The 17,540-nt window shown below is 32.5% G+C and carries 13 protein-coding genes, 1 tRNA gene and 2 pseudogenes; 7 read left to right on the forward strand and 9 right to left on the reverse strand.

Annotated features, from left to right (window positions below):
* Positions 1-48 precede the first annotated feature (48 nt).
* The 3 genes from xth to ubiE all read right to left on the reverse strand — a co-directional run bounded on the left by xth (position 49) and on the right by ubiE (position 3,134).
* Positions 49-840 carry an exodeoxyribonuclease III gene (gene xth, locus ACFELW_RS01115; RefSeq protein WP_341750883.1) on the reverse strand — a complete coding sequence of 264 codons (792 nt, stop codon included), beginning with the start codon at positions 838-840 and terminating at the stop codon, positions 49-51.
* 150 nt (positions 841-990) lie between these two features.
* Positions 991-2,373, reverse strand: coding sequence for a 2-polyprenylphenol 6-hydroxylase (ubiB, locus tag ACFELW_RS01120; RefSeq protein WP_375330175.1), 1,383 nt, complete (start codon positions 2,371-2,373; stop codon positions 991-993).
* Positions 2,370-3,134 carry a bifunctional demethylmenaquinone methyltransferase/2-methoxy-6-polyprenyl-1,4-benzoquinol methylase UbiE gene (ubiE, locus tag ACFELW_RS01125; protein ID WP_375330176.1) on the reverse strand — a complete coding sequence of 255 codons (765 nt, stop codon included), beginning with the start codon at positions 3,132-3,134 and terminating at the stop codon, positions 2,370-2,372. The genes ubiB and ubiE overlap by 4 nt, the downstream gene beginning before the upstream one ends.
* Positions 3,135-3,470: 336 nt before the next feature.
* Here ubiE and mutM point away from each other — a divergent pair, with 336 nt between their 5' ends.
* The 5 genes from mutM (at position 3,471) to ACFELW_RS01155 (ending at position 6,523) form a co-directional block, all read left to right on the forward strand.
* Positions 3,471-4,289 (forward strand): bifunctional DNA-formamidopyrimidine glycosylase/DNA-(apurinic or apyrimidinic site) lyase, encoded by an 819-nt coding sequence (gene mutM, locus ACFELW_RS01130; RefSeq protein ID WP_375330177.1) that lies wholly within the window; start codon positions 3,471-3,473, stop codon positions 4,287-4,289.
* A 230-nt stretch (positions 4,290-4,519) separates the two neighbouring features.
* Positions 4,520-4,912: a DNA-directed RNA polymerase subunit omega gene (gene rpoZ, locus ACFELW_RS01140; protein WP_341759663.1), complete on the forward strand. Its 393-nt coding sequence runs from the start codon at positions 4,520-4,522 to the stop codon at positions 4,910-4,912.
* Positions 4,909-5,298 (forward strand): holo-ACP synthase, encoded by a 390-nt coding sequence (gene acpS, locus ACFELW_RS01145; RefSeq protein ID WP_341759664.1) that lies wholly within the window; start codon positions 4,909-4,911, stop codon positions 5,296-5,298. The genes rpoZ and acpS overlap by 4 nt, the downstream gene beginning before the upstream one ends.
* 201 nt (positions 5,299-5,499) lie before the next feature.
* Positions 5,500-5,574: transfer RNA gene (locus tag ACFELW_RS01150), tRNA-Cys, on the forward strand.
* Between the two features lie 19 nt (positions 5,575-5,593).
* Positions 5,594-6,523, forward strand: a complete 930-nt coding sequence (locus ACFELW_RS01155; protein WP_375330483.1) for a site-specific tyrosine recombinase XerD — start codon at positions 5,594-5,596, stop codon at positions 6,521-6,523.
* Positions 6,524-6,533: 10 nt separating this feature from the next.
* On the opposite strand, the pseudogene ACFELW_RS01160 reads toward ACFELW_RS01155, so the two are convergent.
* The 3 genes and pseudogenes from ACFELW_RS01160 to pheS all read right to left on the reverse strand — a co-directional run.
* Positions 6,534-7,604, reverse strand: a pseudogene (locus ACFELW_RS01160) (phenylalanine--tRNA ligase subunit beta); the annotation flags it as partial.
* A 102-nt stretch (positions 7,605-7,706) separates the two neighbouring features.
* A pseudogene (gene pheT, locus ACFELW_RS01170) lies at positions 7,707-9,017 on the reverse strand (phenylalanine--tRNA ligase subunit beta); the annotation flags it as partial.
* Complete coding sequence (gene pheS, locus ACFELW_RS01175; protein ID WP_341759666.1) at positions 9,014-10,063, reverse strand: phenylalanine--tRNA ligase subunit alpha; 1,050 nt, start codon at positions 10,061-10,063, stop codon at positions 9,014-9,016. The gene pheS and the pseudogene pheT, both read right to left, overlap by 4 nt.
* A 430-nt stretch (positions 10,064-10,493) precedes the next feature.
* Here pheS and ACFELW_RS01180 point away from each other — a divergent pair, with 430 nt between their 5' ends.
* Complete coding sequence (locus ACFELW_RS01180) at positions 10,494-10,661, forward strand: hypothetical protein (protein WP_341759667.1); 168 nt, start codon at positions 10,494-10,496, stop codon at positions 10,659-10,661.
* A gap of 182 nt (positions 10,662-10,843) precedes the next feature.
* Here ACFELW_RS01180 and ACFELW_RS01185 read toward each other — a convergent pair whose 3' ends face one another.
* Positions 10,844-11,443 carry a bifunctional (p)ppGpp synthetase/guanosine-3',5'-bis(diphosphate) 3'-pyrophosphohydrolase gene (locus ACFELW_RS01185; RefSeq protein ID WP_375330178.1) on the reverse strand — a complete coding sequence of 200 codons (600 nt, stop codon included), beginning with the start codon at positions 11,441-11,443 and terminating at the stop codon, positions 10,844-10,846.
* Positions 11,444-11,766: 323 nt separating this feature from the next.
* Between ACFELW_RS01185 and ACFELW_RS01190 the strand changes: the two genes are divergently transcribed.
* Positions 11,767-14,763, forward strand: a complete 2,997-nt coding sequence (locus tag ACFELW_RS01190; protein WP_375330179.1) for an NB-ARC domain-containing protein — start codon at positions 11,767-11,769, stop codon at positions 14,761-14,763.
* 20 nt (positions 14,764-14,783) lie between these two features.
* On the opposite strand, the gene lpxB is transcribed toward ACFELW_RS01190, so the two are convergent.
* Both lpxB and ACFELW_RS01200 read right to left on the reverse strand, forming a co-directional pair.
* On the reverse strand, positions 14,784-15,947 hold the full coding sequence (lpxB, locus tag ACFELW_RS01195) for a lipid-A-disaccharide synthase (RefSeq protein WP_375330180.1): 1,164 nt from the start codon (positions 15,945-15,947) through the stop codon (positions 14,784-14,786).
* A 1-nt stretch (position 15,948) separates the two neighbouring features.
* Complete coding sequence (locus ACFELW_RS01200) at positions 15,949-17,511, reverse strand: phosphoethanolamine transferase (protein ID WP_375330181.1); 1,563 nt, start codon at positions 17,509-17,511, stop codon at positions 15,949-15,951.
* Between the last annotated feature and the right edge of the window lie 29 nt (positions 17,512-17,540).

The raw sequence follows: 17,540 nt of genomic DNA on the forward strand, positions 1-17,540 counted from the left end.
AACGCAGGTGTAATTGGTAGGTGTAATTGCGAGAAGGTGCGACAATTTTTAAACATAGGCGTCTAATGTTAAAAAATAAGGCACATGATCAGAAGGTTGAAGCCATCCCCTAGCTTCTGATAAGGAGCTGACCGATAACATCTTATCTTGTAAGTTACAACTAGTCCAAATATGATCTAGTCTACGTCCCCGGTTAGATTTTTGCCAGTCTATGTTTCTATAACTCCACCAAGTATAAAATTTTTGATCATACGGCACGAAATGACGGCTACTATCGATAAAACCTAGGGAAGATTGTAACTCCAACAAGGTTGAACGCTCTATATCTGTGTGGCTAACAACATTCCGCAATTGACGACTCGACCATACGTCATGCTCATATGGTGCGATATTTAAGTCTCCGGTTATGATCATCTTACTATTTTTACTACGATTATTAGTCAACCATTGTTGTACTAATTCTAAATATGCCAATTTATGTTTAAATTTCTCATTGATCTTTACATCAGCTATATCTCCACCAGCTGGTACATAAAAATTATGGATTTCTATACCCAGAACTTCAACTGCTACATGCCTTTTATCACTATTATATAATTCAAGAGAGAATCTATTAGTAATAGGAATTTTCGATAAAATTGCTACTCCATTATAAGATTTTTGCCCTGAATAATATATATGATTATAACCCATATCATTAATAGCTTGATGAGGAAATAACTCATTAACTGTTTTGGTCTCTTGGAGAGATATAATATCAGGCTGATGTTGATCAATTAGCTTCTTAAGCAAATCAAGTCGCAAACGTAGAGAGTTAATATTCCAAGTTACTATTTTCATTATACCTCTTGCCTAACCTAATCTAATTGGTAATTTTGTTGTCAAAACTCGTCTCCGTTCCTCACGTACGTCTAAGTACGCTACGGTACTCGACTTCGTTTTTCCTAAAAATTCCTCAATTATCTTTAGGTTATACAAGAGGTCTATTTATTAAATCTTTCCTGATATTTCTATTATTAAATGCTTTAAAAGCCTAATCACCTTTGCCTCTGGGCTAAGATTTTTAGCTGCCCATTTCTTGATCCATGGTTCTATAAGCTGCCACATATTAATTTCTGGATCGAGCTGTTGTCCCACCCCTTCAACTACTACTATAGTTTTCTGTAATAATAGCAATTGTGGTTGCACCTCCATACCAAAATCTTCAGTAATTTTAAATAATTGGGCAAGTAACTTACCTATAGAAATATTTTTGACAGCATATCCTATAATCGGTTCGCTCACTGCTCTACAGGCTTGAGCAAAAAGATCAAGATCGGTATTTTTATCTATATAACCAACTCGAAGATGGACAAGTGCTACTAGCTTATAGTTTTTACTTAAAAAACCAAATAGGCTCTCAGCAATTGCCATTCTATCTTTATCAGGTAATCTACCCATAATACCAAAATCTAGTAACACTATGCTACCATCTGACCTAACTAGAATATTGCCAGGGTGCAAATCTGCATGAAAGAAACCATCTCTATATACTTGATTAAAAAACATTATAGCAAATTTTTGAGCTATTTTAGCTGGATCTAAGCCCTGTTCTATCAGCTTATCTCGAGCATAAATTGATGTTCCATCTACCCATTCTGTGGTTATTATATATTCATGCGTCAGTTGCCAATAAATTTTAGGAATATATATATCAACATCATTTTGGAAATTGTCAAACAATTCTGAGGCGGCAGCTGCCTCTAAACGTAGATCAAGCTCAAACTTCATAGTAGCATTAAATACATCCATTACTGCCACTAATCGTAATCTTTTTAATTTTGTCGATATTCTTGCTACTAGCCTAGCCAGAATATATAAAAGTTTAATATCCTTATTATATGTGTGATGAATTTCAGGGCGTAATATTTTTACCGCAACCAACTCACCTGATTTCAGCCTAGCTTTGTGTACTTGAGAAATCGAAGCCGCCGCAACTGGTATATCCTCAAAGGCGGAAAATAACTCATCGGCACTTTGTCCAAAAGACTCCTCAATAATCTGTCGTGCGATATCGCTACTAAAAGGCGGCAACTTATCTTGTAGAGATTGCAAATAATTGGTAATCTTAACTCCTATTAAATCTGGTCTGGTGGAAAGAGTTTGCCCAAATTTTATATAAACAGGTCCTAATTTTTTAAAACAATCAGTTAACCTCATACCAAAATCGTCTTTTGGTAGTTTAAATAAACCAATCGGATAAACTATTATGGTTATCATCCAACCAAGAATTCTTAACCTAGATGGTAATTTTATGGTACCTGGATAAGTCAGAATTTGCTGCTTGCTTACCACTCTTAATATATGCCAAAAATTCAATAATAAGCTAATCATTTATAACCACTATGAATAGCAGCGATTCCTAAGTGAAGATTCTTATAACTAACATCGCTAAATCCAGCATCCTTTAACATAATTGCAAAATTCTCCTGATCTGGGAATAAACTAATACTTTCTACTAAATATTGATAAGCTGCTTCGTTGTTTGCTACAATTTTACCAATCTTAGGAATAATATTAAACGAATAAAACTGGTATAATTGCTTCAGACCCTCATATTGCATTTTAGAGAATTCTAAACATAGAAATTTGCCCTTAGGCTTTAGTACGCTATAAGCTTCTTTTAGGGCATTGTCAATTTTTGACACATTTCTAATACCAAATGCTATAGTATAGCAATCGAAACTATTATCAGGAAAAGGTAATTTTTCCGCATCAGCTACGACATACTCTAATCCATGTAATATGTTACTATCAACAGCTTTATTACGAGCTATCGTCAGCATGTCTAAATTTATATCACACAAAGTGACTTGGGGTAATATATTTTGTTCCTTAGCTCGCTTTATTATCCTAAAAGCTATATCACCGGTGCCACTTGCAACGTCCAATATATTTGATGCTAAATTAGGAATTTGTCTAACAAATTGATCTTTCCATAAACGATGTATCCCTAAACTCATCAAGTCATTCATTACATCATATTCATTAGCAACGCTAGAAAAAATATCTCTAACCATATCTCTTTTCTGCTCAAAGGACACTTTGGAAAAACCGAAATTTACTTGACTAGGGAAGTCGTTATTATTATCCATATATTTCTACGAGTTTATATTGCAAATCATTATACCTCTTGCATAACCTAATCTAATTGGTAATTTTGTTGTCAAAACTCGTCTCCGTTCCTCACGTACATCTTAGTACGCTGCGGTACTCGACTTCATTTTTCCTAAAAATTCCTCAATTATCTTTAGGTTATGCAAGAGGTCTATTATACTCTTCTATTCTGAAGAATTATTTTAGTATATACTAATTATGATATGCACTAAGTATTTTATGAAAAATATTTCTCTGAGATGACTATTAGTGCTAAGTTGTTTATGTGATATACATGGTATATAATAAATTAACAATAGTAGTAAAATGTAAAAATGCCAGAACTTCCTGAGGTTGAAACATTAAAACGCTGCCTAGAACAGCGAATAGTAGGGGCTACCATAAATAAGCTTGATAAAAGACGGGATAATATACGCTATAGACTGAGCGATCATTTAGAATCAGATGTAAAATCAGCAAAAATTATCGCTCTAAAACGTCGAGCAAAATATTTGCTAATTGATCTAGATAATTATTATTCGATTATTGTCCATCTTGGTATGACGGGTAGACTAACACTACAACCTAGCGATTATCAGCTACAAAAGCATGATCATGTGATTTTTTCTTTGGGGACTTGTGAGAAATTAGTTTTTAACGATTCACGACGTTTCGGTATGATTTATACCGGGCAAACAAAGCTCCTTGAAGAAACATTTTTAGCGAATTTAGGCGTAGAACCTCTGTCAGAGGATATGTCTTATGAATATCTAAAAATAAAATTGCTGAATCGCTCTGTTCCGATAAAAAACTTGCTAATGGATAATCGGATTATTGTTGGTGTTGGTAATATATATGCCTCTGAGAGCCTTTTTATGGCTAAAATACATCCAGGCAGATTGGGTAGTAGTTTGTCAAACAATGAAATAAGTAATTTGTTGTTAGCTGTCAAACATGTCTTAACAAAAGCCATATCAGCAGGCGGAACTACTCTCAAGGATTTTGTTAGCGGCGATAGTAAACCTGGTTATTTCCAACAAGAATTACAGGTCTATGCACGAGAAAATCAAAACTGTTTGAACTGCCAGGGAATAATAAGGAAAATAAAGCAATCCGGTAGGGCTAGTTTCTATTGTGCTACTTGCCAAGAATAGACTTCTTGTAAAACTCTACTTCTGCTGGTAATTTGTGCGTCGATCCGGTACTCGAATCCTCACGTACATTAGAGTACGCTGCGGTTCTGCGTTCCGTGTCTCCTACAAATTCCTCAGCATAAGCGAGTTTTGCAAGAGGTCTAATAATAGGAAGTAAAAATTCTATCCTTGAAATATACTTAGTTACTAAGTATACTTAGTTGAATTCTGTAAAATAAAAAGAGAATGTTATGGCTAGAATAACGATTGAAGATTGTATTGGAAAAATTCATGATAGGTTTGAGCTGGTAGCTCTGTCGGCTCAAAGAGCAAATGATATAAATTCTGGTAGCAAAATGACCATTAGTAACGTTAAAGGTGATAAGGCAACTGTGCTGGCATTACGTGAAATAGCAGCTGGTCATGTAACAGTTTCTACCCTAAAAGCCCAATTGCTAAAACGCCTTCGAACAAAAAATAGAATCGATCCTATCGATGAAGAAAACACTGATTCTTCTCTTGATGAGGTTACAGAAGACTTTGATTATTTACCAAGTGGCTCAGATATCAGTGTTACTGAGGATTATTCTGATTTAGATGATCAAATGTTTGATGATAATATCAGTGATAACGAACAAAAATGATTATTGGCATTGGTACAGATATAGTACAAGTTCCAAGAATAGAGAGGATATTAAACCTATATGGTCAACGTTTTATAGACAGAATTCTTTCTAAAGAAGAAGTGCAAAAGCTAACCTCTCTAAGTAAAGACCGATATGGTTGTTTTTTGGCAAAAAGATTTGCTGCGAAAGAAGCAGTTAGTAAAGCCCTTGGTGTTGGAATTGGCAGAAATTTACGATTTAAAGACATCTCTGTATTAAATGATGATTTAGGAAAACCGTTTGTTTGGATTTGCCATCCTGAGAATCCAAACAAATTTGAACAGAATTTTGGACAAATTAAAATTCACTTATCTATTTCAGACGATTACCCAACTTCTGTAGCGTTTGCAGTCATTACCTCGTGAGCGTTCATGGAAAAAAGTTAAAGCACAAGGTCATTGCGAACGTACGTGAGCGTGGTAATCCTTTCTGAGTATTTTTGGATTCCCGCGTCGCTGTAAAGCGGTTCCTCGCTAATAGACGTCTTGCACTTTAAACTTTTTTCCATGAAGGTTCACAAATAAGTTGCCTTTTCCTCTAATATTGGTTAGGATTCAACGTCTTTGGGCTAGGTAGCAAAGTGGTAATGCCGTGGACTGCAAATCCTCAATGCGCCGGTTCGATTCCGGCCCTGGCCTCCACAAAAAATATACTAATATGATGGGGTTTATTGAGCAATTCCTAGAAATGATGATAGCTGAGCGTGGAGTAGCTAATAATTCCATAGTTAGTTATAAATGCGATCTATTAGATTTTCAGAAATTTTTATTGCAAAATAAATTATTAGAGCTAAATATTAAAGCTGAAAATATTAGAGATTGGGTCGAATATTTAGCAGAAAATGGCTTGCAAGCAAGATCAATTAACCGGAAGATATCAACTATAAAAAACTATTATGAATTTTTAATTAGCGAAAAACATACAAATTATAATCCTACTTTGATGGTAGATCTACCAAAATATCAAACTAAACTTCCTGCTACATTATCGATCGATCAAATCAAAACTTTACTTTTATATTGTAATCAAGATAAAAGCCCTGATTCCGTACGCCTAAAAGCAATGATTTATTTATTATATGCAAGTGGGTTACGTGTTTCTGAGCTTGTTAGTATTAGACTAACTGATATTTTAGTAAATCAAATATCCCAAAATATTAAAAGAATATTTTCTATAACCGGTAAGGGCAATAAAGAAAGAATGGTGATCATCAATGAACAGGCTGCCCTTAGTTTGCTAGATTATTTAACTATTCGCAGTAACTTTATCAGCAGAAAACATTTAAAAAGTCAAATTTACTTATTTTGTTCTTCTGCCGCTAGTGGTCATATGACTAGACAGAATTTTGCAATTCTTTTAAAACAAGCAGCTATTAAGGCTGGGTTAAATCCAGATAATATCTCCCCACACACTTTACGTCACAGTTTTGCTAGCCATTTGCTAGAAGGTGGTGCAGACCTTAGAGTAATTCAAGAACTACTTGGGCATGCTGATATTAGTACTACCCAAATATACACCCATATCCAAACAAAGCATCTAAAACTTGCCTTAGATCGTCATCCGCTTAAGTCAGCTATAATCAAACGCTGAGCGTTCACATTTATTCTCTTAATTTACCTTGGAATTTCTCGTAAGCAGTTGCAATAACTTCCTGGTTTAATAAATTTAAGTCTGCTTCATTTAACGTCCGATCATCTGCTTGAAATTGCACTTTAATTGCCACCGATTTTTTACCGGAAGGCAGTTTATCTCCTGAATAAACATCAAATAGATCAACTGATTTTATCAGTTTTTTATTAGAATTTTTGATATAAGCAATTATCTTGCCAACCGGTTGTTCTAGATCAACTACAAAAGCATAGTCTCTAAAGGTTGGTTGGAAGTCGGAAACAATAAACTCGTCTCTTTTAGCAAATTTTGCTTTAGCAAATGGTATATTGGCAATATTTATCTCAAAGGCAAATATCTGGCAGTCAATATCAAAATATTTTAATATAGAGGGATGAATTTGTCCAAAATATGCTATGACATTCTTACCAAGTTTTATAATGTTTGAGTTTGTCGGATGGTAATAAGGTAAATCAACAGGAGCAAATTGGCACTTATCAATAGGTAAACCTGTATAATTTAAAACATTTTCTAAGTCAGATTTAATGTCAAAAACATCTACGGGGCGGGCTGTAGAATGGCAATCTTTTTCGTTATATAGCCCACATCTTATCGCCGAAGCAAAAATCAATTCGCCATCGGATGTGCAAGAGTTAAAAATTGGTCCCAATTCCATCAAAGCAATATCTTTGATGGATCTTGTTAGATTCTTTTGCACTAATTTAAGTAATTTGGCAATGATGCTAGGTCGCATATAATTATTATCAACATTAATAGGATTTAGCAAAAATAGATCCTCTTTCATTGGAGCAAATAATTTTGCTATTTCACTATCCATGAATGAGTTTGTTACTACCTCATCATACCCGCAACTGGCTAAAATTCTTTTAATATCAGAAACTCTTCGTTGTTCTTTAGGTACAATCCTTGCTAGTTGTATCTCTGGTAATTTAACCGGCTGTAACTTGTCATAACCGTAAATACGAACAATCTCTTCAACAATATCTTCTTTAATTGTGATGTCATGTCGCCAGGAGGGTATGGTAAGTTTGAGGCTATCACCTATATAGTCAATTGATGAGAAGTTGGTGACGTCGTCGCTCAATGCTCGCCTATTACTTATAGGCGTCGCTCCATCGTTCCTAGCCCCAAATTCTCCTGAATTGACTATATCTATAATAAAACCAAGCTTCTTTAGAATATCACAAATCTCGGTTTTGCTTAGGTTTAGACCGGTTATTTTAGCTAGGCAATTGATAGGGAAGACCAGGGATTTTTGCTCAAGGGTGAGTTCCCCATTATACACTATATCAGAAATTTCACCTCCACAAATAGCTAAAATCATTTTACTTGCAATATTTAAGGCTTTTAAGGTAAATTTTTGATCAATATTACGTTCAAAACGATAACGCGAATCAGTATCAATCTGCAGACGCCTACCAGTTTTAGTAATATATTTAGCAGAAAAACATGCCGCTTCTAGCAGAATATTTTGTGTTTCAAGCCCACAGCTACTACTATCTCCTCCTATAATACCAGCAAGAGCAAGTACTTGTCCGTCATCTTGAACTACCAAATCTCCTGCATCTAAATCATATTCTTTGCCATTTAAAGCTGCAAATTTAGTTTTTTCTTTAAGAGTTGCAACTTGGATATTATCTAATAATTTACTTCTATCATAGGCATGCATTGGTTGTCCGAAGCTATATGATATGTAGTTAGTAACGTCTACTATAGCCGAAACTGGTTTTACGCCAATATTTTGCAATAATTGTTTTAACCAATCAGGGCTTAGCCTATTTTGTAAATTTCTTATTTCTCGAAATCCGAATAAAGGACACGCCTCTTTATTTTCTACTTGTAAACTCAAGCTAGATTTAAATTCTCCGGCAATTTCCGCTGTCTCTAGTTCTTTAAGTGTACCAATACCACTAGCAGCAAGATCTCTAGCTATACCATAGACGCCAAGAGCATCGCCACGATTGGGGGTAACATTAATATCAAAGACAGGATCGTTATACCCATAATATTGTATAAGTGACTCGCCTACTTTAGCCTCTTGCGGTAGTTCTATGATACCTTCTGAATTAGTACCAAGTAATAATTCCTCTTCCGAACATAGCATACCACAACTTTTTTCTCCACGAATTACTGATTCTTTAATTTTAAATTTACCATTTGGAATTTCACAACCAATTTTTGCCAATACTACTTTAATATTCTCCCTAGCATTGCTTGCTCCGCAAACTATCTGTAAAATTCCTTCATTAGTTTGGACTTGACATATCTTAAGTTTATCTGCCGAAGGATGGGGTTTAGTAGCTAGTATGTGAGCTACTTCAAAATCTTTTAGCTCCGCCCTTCTATCTACGATTTCTTCTACTTCTAGACCGAGCATAGTCAAGCGTTCAGCAATATCTGTAACAGAAACATCTGTATCTAAGAATTTTTTTAACCATGATAGAGTAAATTTCATCTTGTTAACCCCCCAGCTAGAGTTGGTATATCAAAAGCAGAGAAATTATAGTGTTTTAACCATCTTATATCTCCTTCAAAAAATTGCCTAAGATCTTTGATCCCGTATTTTAACATAGCAAAACGTTCAACACCTAGCCCAAAAGCAAACCCTTGATAATGATCACTATCTACATTAACATTTTTCAGAACGTTTGGATGAACCATACCGCAACCAAGTACCTCAAGCCATTTATTGCTATCGGGCATCTTAATATCCACTTCGGCAGATGGCTCAGTAAATGGGAAGAAACTTGGTCTAAAACGTATTTCAATATTTGTTTGTTCAAAAAAGTCTTTGATAAATTCCGTGATAAGGTATTTTAAATGCCCCATATTAATATTTTCATCGAGTACTAGACCGTCAATCTGATGGAACATTGGTGTATGCGTCATATCGGAATCTGATCTATAAGTTCTACCAGGAGCAATAAACCTAAAAGGCGGTTTATCATTTTGCATGGTTCTAATTTGTATTGTTGAAGTGTGAGTACGTAGTAACAGAGGATCGGCTCCTTCTTTTGCTTTTAGGTAAAAAGTGTCATGCATCTGCCTGGCAGGGTGGTCTTCATAAAAATTGAGGGCAGTGAAATTATACCAGTCATTTTCGATATTTGGACCATCCTTAATGGTTAGCCCAAATTTTGCAAATATTTGAATTAATTCTTCGGTAGCTTGGGTAATTGGGTGAATGCTCCCCTTCTTGTGCTGTCTAGCTGGAATGGTTAAATCTGTCTTTTCTTCAGCAAATTGCTTATTTAATTCAAATTCCTCCAAAATAGTTTGTTTTGCTTGTAGCAAATTACTAATCTGCTCTTTAAGCAGATTAACTATCTCACCTAACTTTTTGCGATCATTTGGTTCAAGATCGCCCAGTTTTTTCATTTCTTGAGTGAGTAAACTTTTTTTGCCAAGAAACTCTACCCTAATTTGTTGTAATCCTGATAAAGTTTGAGTTGCCTCGATACTGCTTTGAGCAGATTCTAATATTTGGTTTAGATTATCCATAATTAAGTTAATTTAAGTAATAATATCAAGTAAATTAAAGGAGATTAGACTAAGTTTCATCAGATGTCTAGATTAAATAAATTATTATTGTTGTTTCGGATTGCTAACCCGACTAACATTAAGCAAAATTCATAGATGTCTATTAGTGAGGAGATACTTTAGTAGCGACGAAGCAATTGTAAGTTAAAAGTATGGTATATAGATATTGAAGCTAATGTAAATAGTGGTTTATATTGACTTTAAGGGGTATTAAGCAATAGCCATAATAATGACTATTGTTGTGTGGGTGTGAGCGACCGTGTAGCAATTAGTTTTAATATCGAACGGTTCCTGGTACTCTAGCCCAAATCCCCGAGACGTTTAAATAGTTAATGGGGATGCTTTTGCACGTCCGCTTACAATCGTAAACATTAAATATCTCGAGGTATGTATGCTATTATATAATAATTTTATTGGTATTGATATAGGAAAATTCAATTTTGTTGTTGCAATTCATGGTATAAAAGAAAATCGGAGGCTTGCTGTCCGATATGAAAAAGATGATCTTTCTTTCCTCTCTTTTATCGCTCTTGCTGCTATTAAATTATACCTTTGTTAACAGTGTCTAGATCATCCTATAAACTGTATATTATCTGCCATTTCATTCTCTTCTAATGGTCTTTTTCTTCTCTTATTTTTTCTTTATTTTCTAATGCAAATTAGTATAAGGTTTTAGATTTTAATTTATTTTTAATTTTTTTTAGCTTTTGGACAGGCAGAAAAGTTACTCAATAACTTTATTCAATTGTCATCGTACAAATTATAACAAAGATTTTCAACTGCCTGCTCATAAGCAACGAGTTCTGCTATAGTCCAATTAAATTGCCTAAAAATATTATATGCGTTATTGATCTCAGTATTAATAGCAGTTGTATTAATCTTCTGTTTAGAAAGTAACTTTCTTAGCTTTACTTCCTGCTTTTTTTTATATTTATCATGGTTTGCTGTGCCAGATTCTGCGATATTATGCATCCTCCTGCTCCGTATTTGTATTTCTATATTACGTTCATAGATACCAACTACAACTATGACGTGTAAGGAACGGTATCCATTATCCTTAGGATTAGCAATATAGTTTTTAGACTTCTTGATATTAATAGAGTAGAGACTGTAAATAATAGCCAATACTTTATAACAGTCTTCTTTTTTATCAACTATAACTCTAAAAGCAATTAGATCAGTTAATTCTTTCAAAGTGATAGTTTTTCTTAATATCTTCTTTAAAACAGAACAAGGATCTTTTAACCTATAATGTATTTCAGCTGCTATATCATTTTTGTCCAATTTACTACTAATAGAACTTATAATATTACGTAAATCGTTAGTATTTGTATCTTGCATAATTAATATCTACTATAGTTGCAGTGAGCCTGTTTAAAATATTTTATATTTTACAAATAATTTAAATTATAGTTTAACTTCCTAGGAGGCTGTCTAAAATAACTAAAGTAATTCTAGCCTGGAAGATATTTATTAAAACCTTAAAAATTTAATTAATTAAAAAATATTAAGTATTATACATTATTTCAATTATTAAAAAGCATTAAGTATTATACGTAAGTAAAAAATACATAGACATAATTCAGAGAATTAAGCAGACTATATCTTATATTTTAAATACAATCCTCAAGAGTATGAATAGTAGTTTAAATAATATATATATTATGGAAAATAAAGAAAACTTGTGTCCACAAGAGATTTGTAAAAAATATTTGTTAACAATTAACAATATTAGATTTACATCAAGAGAAATAGATGTAATAGCATGCATTATGCATGGGAAAAATACAAAAGGAATAGCTAATTTTCTATCAAATGAGGATAAACAGCTTGAAATTAGAACTATTGAAAGTCATATTTCTAATATCAAACGAAAAATATCAACAAATGCCCGAGAGGGGATTATAAACTTTATAGAAAAATCTGATAAATACAAACTAATACAGAGTTATTATTTCAGTTTATTAATTCAACAAAAATTCAGAAAAGTCTTGAAGGAAATATTAATATTAACAAAATCTGATAACATATCATTTTTTATTGTTTTGCAAGACATAAAAAATAATGGTTCAGGAAACAATGATTTAAACTTGTTGATCAATAAGATACGTAGTGATTTACAACTTATAGGAATAGCCGTTTTTGTAGAACTGCTAGAATACCTTAAGAATACGCCTATAGTTTTAGGCAAGCACAAGCACAGAGGCAAAAAGCAATTAAGGCAATGTACCATCTATGTTTTAGCGGTAAATGAAGATAATATAGATAAACAACAGGAAGGTGATAGTTCTATTATTATGTCTAATGATCAGGATATCTCTAAAGTATTTTTCCTTACACCGCAAGAAGAACAATATATAAAATTTTTACCTAAACAAGCTAACTTTGAATATATTGACATATCCCCATCCAAGCAATATTATTTTATTTTCTTAGAAATTATCGCAAGAATTTTTTCTAATGTGAATGTAGACAACACTATTCTTAAGTTTAGTGAAAGATATAATAATATTATATCAAATAATTCCGATTCAGTTTCTCCTCAATCTCATTTAACAGATAAAAATATTCAAGGTAAGGCTAAGAATATTTACCTACCAATAATTGGTGTATTGGTTTTGATTATTTGTAGTATTTATCTTTTAATATTTAGCCCAACTATTGAAAAAACAGTTAAGAATCAAGAAGCAGAAGTGCAATGGTCTAAACTACAATATCCAATAATATTTCCTAAAAATCTAACTAGCTGGAATATACCTAGACAAGATCATGTTTTTATTGGTAGAGAAAAACTATTGAGGGATTTGTATAATAAATTACATTACAATCATACATCTGATGTAACAAGTAATTTAGCAATTACTGCATGTGCTGGACTTGGCGGAATAGGCAAAACACAATTAGCCTTGCAATATATGAATCATACAAAACATCCTTATACACTTAAAGTTTGGTTTCTTGCAGAAAATATTGATCATTTATATAATAAATATGTTGAATTTGCTAAGTTATTAGGACATGCAGAAGTCATCTATACAAGAGAAAGCATTATCGCTTATGTTAAACAATGGCTAGCTAAAAATCCAGGGTGGCTTTTAGTTTATGACAACGTAAACAATTATCGTGAAATCGAACCATTTTTACCAGAATCTGGCGGATATGTGATTTTAACAACTCGTCAGCGTTATTGGCCAACAAAGTTTTCAGTGTTGCCTATTGATATCATGACAGAAGAGGAGGCTATCAAAACAATAAAGACCTTAATACAGCGAAATATAGCAGAAGAACAAAATACTATAAAAGAATTAGTTGGAGTTTTAGGATATTTACCCTTAGCACTGGTGCAAGCTGGTGCTTACATTAAACAAAAACATATCACTATTCCAGAATATTTGGATCTTTATAAAAAGTATGAAACAGAATTATTATCGGACAACACTTTTTTAGATGAAACAAATACCTATAATTACCCAGTAGCAATAACCTGGAATATTAGTTTAGAGGCAATTGTTAGAGATACTAAAATTAATAATAGACCACCTATAGCTATTGAGCTTTTAACAGTATGTGCTTACCTAGCACCAAATAAAATCTCTCGTAAACTATTACTCAAATGGTTACAAACAGCTTATCCTCATTTACCATCTCCACAATTAACGTTAAACAAACATATTGCTCTATTGTGGCAATATTCAATGATCAATTATGATGACAATGATAATATCGCTATTCATCGCCTAGTACAGGCAGTATTACGTCATCAACTTAGTCAATCGTTAGACAGTAAGGATAATATTTGTTCTACCTTAAATTTAAGATGGTTTGAGTCATTATTGCGGTTTTTTATAGATAATGAGCATGAGTTTAAGCTAACTAATTCTTTTCAACAACTTCTTGAAACTAGTCGGCAATTTAAAACTAAATTTAAGAATAAATATAATGAAGATCTTGCGGCAATGGACTTGATGATTTCTTCGGTCTATTTTCACCAAGAAAAATATGAAAATTTTCTAAAGATAGTTGATAAGGTTAATAAATATTTGCAGAAAACTGAAGGCTTAGAAATATTAAAATGTAAAATTCTATATGTATATTCGGCATATTTTTGTAAAATTGGTAATTATCAAAAGGCAGAACAAAAAATAAATACAGCAATTAAAAGATATAATAATATAAAAGTAGGTAAATCAATAAAGAATAATGATGTGAGAGGTTTAAAGGCGAAATTATTTTACCATAAAGCTAATCTTGTCTTAGCCAAAAATAAAAAAGCAAATAAAATTGATAGAAATAAACTAGAAATAGAAACGTCTATTAAATCAATTCAAGAAGCAATAGCTCTATTTAAGGAAGTTCATAACACTAGAGACTTTTTACAATCAATAGAATTATATGGAAAACTCCTTATTTTGACCAATCAAGTTGATAAAGCAATAGTAGAGTTTAATAAGCATAATGATTTAATTGAGAAAACGGCTGATAATCTAATAAAAATGTTTTTTTATATAACTTATTCAGATGCTTATTTTAGCAAGGGAGATTTCAACAAAGCTTTAGAATATTGCGATAAAGCTAAACAACAAGCAGAGAAATTACATCTTAAGAGTGAGATAAACAATATTAACAGTAAAGAAAAAACTATTAAGAGCTTATTGCAATAAAATTGAATATTTTTATTTTTTCAGCTTAAACATTCTGACTTTATGATATGGGCTGCAACAGTTGATGGAGAATTATGCCCTTTTAAACCTAATTCTATTAAGATTTTTTGGCTTTCTCTTACTTGTTCAGCAGCTTTTTCTTTATCAACTAACAGTGATGTAAGCCTTGCTACTATATTTGATTTAGTACAGTTAAATTGAATGAATTCTGGTAATATTTCCTTATTAGCAATAATATTAATCAAAGAGACGTAAGGTATTTTTATCAATAATTTTATTAGAAAAAAACTTATGATATTTAATTTATAAGCAACAATCATTGGCGTATTACAAGCAGCAATTTCTAAAGTATTAGTACCAGATTTTGCTAAAGCAAGGTCAGAGGCAGCAAAAATCTTAAGCCGATCACTTGAGAACTGGTAATTGAATGTTGCATCTGATAAAAATGCTTTAATTAAAGACTGATGACTAGGATCGGCCAGGACAAATATCACTTGAAGATTAGAGAACTGCTTTGCTAATAAATTAATTGCTTCTATAAAGATAGGGGCATGCCTTATTATCTCACCTTTACGACTACCGCAAGTAACACATAATAATTTTGAATGAATAGGTATTTGTAATTCTTGCTTTAATTGTTGTTTATCGTGATCATCATAAAAATACTGTTCTAATATTGGATGACCAATATACCGACAATCTAGCCCAACTTTTTGGAAATATGGCGGCTCAAATGGCAGCAAAGCTAACAAACAATCGTAAATTTTAGCGTATTTCATAGCTCGAGAAGGTTTGTATGCCCAGACTGATGGGGCAACAATATGCATGATCTTTAAGTTAGGTCTAATTTCTCGAACCTTCTTTGCCACCCTATAAGTAAAGCCTGGTGAGTCTATGGTAATTAATAAATCTGGATTATGTTGAATAATATCGTCAATAGTTTGTTGAATTAAATTAGTGAGCCTAAAAATATGTGGTATAATTTCGACGAAGCCCATGAGATTTATTTGACTAATCGGAAAAAGGCTACGCTCTAACCCCGCTTCTTCCATTTGGGGTCCTCCAACACCAACAAACTCTAACTTCATTTCCTCCAGTTTATAGAGTTCTTTTAGACTTCGTATCAAACGGCTCCCTATAAAATCCCCTGATATTTCACCAGCAATTAGGTAAATTTTAGCCATTTTACTTCTTACCACATAGGCTTAAACTTTTTTCAATCACTGTCGAACGGATACCAACACAATTAAGAATCGAATGAAATACATAGTCATGACTAATTTCAGTACCTAAATGATTAGCTATAGAACTCACCAAATCAGGATGTTTCTTTTTAAATTCATCCGATACCCAAACTAAGAAAGGTACTGTGGTTTGTTCTGGAGTCATTGTTCCACCGTGACCGTAATAACCATGCTCTCCTAAAGATTCACCGTGATCAGAAACATACATTAAAATGGCATTATTATTTTTTAATAAATCTATTACGTTATATAAAAAAAAATCAGTATACGCAATAGTGTTATCGTAATCATTAATTAACTCTTCAGGCTTACAAACACTTTGATCTACCATAGCATAAGAATCACACTTAGGAATAAATTTTTGGAATTCTTTAGGATATCTAGCAGAATATTTCCAATGGCTACCACTTGTATGAATAACTAAAACCTCTTTAGTAGTAGAATTATTTACAATACTTTTAACATAAGGTAACATTTTTTCATCATACTCATTCATTCTTAATAAAGCAGAGCCGCCTGGTACTATGGTAAACTTAACCTCATCATAAATGGCAGATTTTTTTTTACTATCTAAACATTGTAACAACCTTTGAGTTCCAATCCAATTAGTATTAAAACCAAGTGTGGTAAAAACTGATAAGAAGCTCGTGTCTTCCATGCTTTTCTCTAAATCTCTAGCAGGATGGCGAGACATAAGAGATGGAACTGAAATATATGTATGATTAGACGAAGACTGTGCTTTAAATGAAAAAAGATTTTCAACAGTACTTAAATATGGTGTAGTATCCCTGGTATAACCGTTAATAGCAAAATGATCAAACCTGGCTGATTCTCCTATAACAAGTACCGCTATAATATTTTGATCAGATTGATCGGCAAAAGAAAATTTCTTGTTTATATCCTCACGCATGGTGTGTTTACTATTAGAAAAACATAAATATGTATTATGTAGATATTGAATAGGAAAATAACTGTCTAGCAATTTAAACTGTGGTGTGATAATATTATTAACGGTAATTAAAAGGCAAATTGCTGATAGTAATTTTGTAACAAATAGTTTACTATCTAAAATGGAGAAGTGTTTCATTGTATAAACACAGCTAAATAAACTGAAAACTAACCAAACAACTAGCTTAATGCTGACTATTTCGTATACTTCATTAAAATCGGTGGAGAAAAAACTACCCATCATTTCTTTTGTAGGAGAAATTCTAAAAAAATATAGGTAATAGCTGGCAATTGCCCCTGTTATAAATAAAAATATTGTTCCAATTATAAAAACAAGCCGATGGATAGTTAAACCAAAAAAAATGATAAAACAAGTAAAGTAAATATACAGAAAGTCTTTACCTAACTCCAATATCGCTTTTACAAAAGTTACCTTGTAGTAACTGAATTTGTAACAAGAAACTACTGAATTAAAAAATATGAAATAAATAAGGGCAAAAACTAAAGATAGTTTTATTAATTTACTATCTAGGTGTTTTTGAATTAGCTCTGACATAAATAAACACGTACTTTGTATAAATTGTA

The organism is Candidatus Tisiphia endosymbiont of Nemotelus uliginosus, from assembly GCF_964264755.1.
GTDB lineage: Bacteria > Pseudomonadota > Alphaproteobacteria > Rickettsiales > Rickettsiaceae > Tisiphia.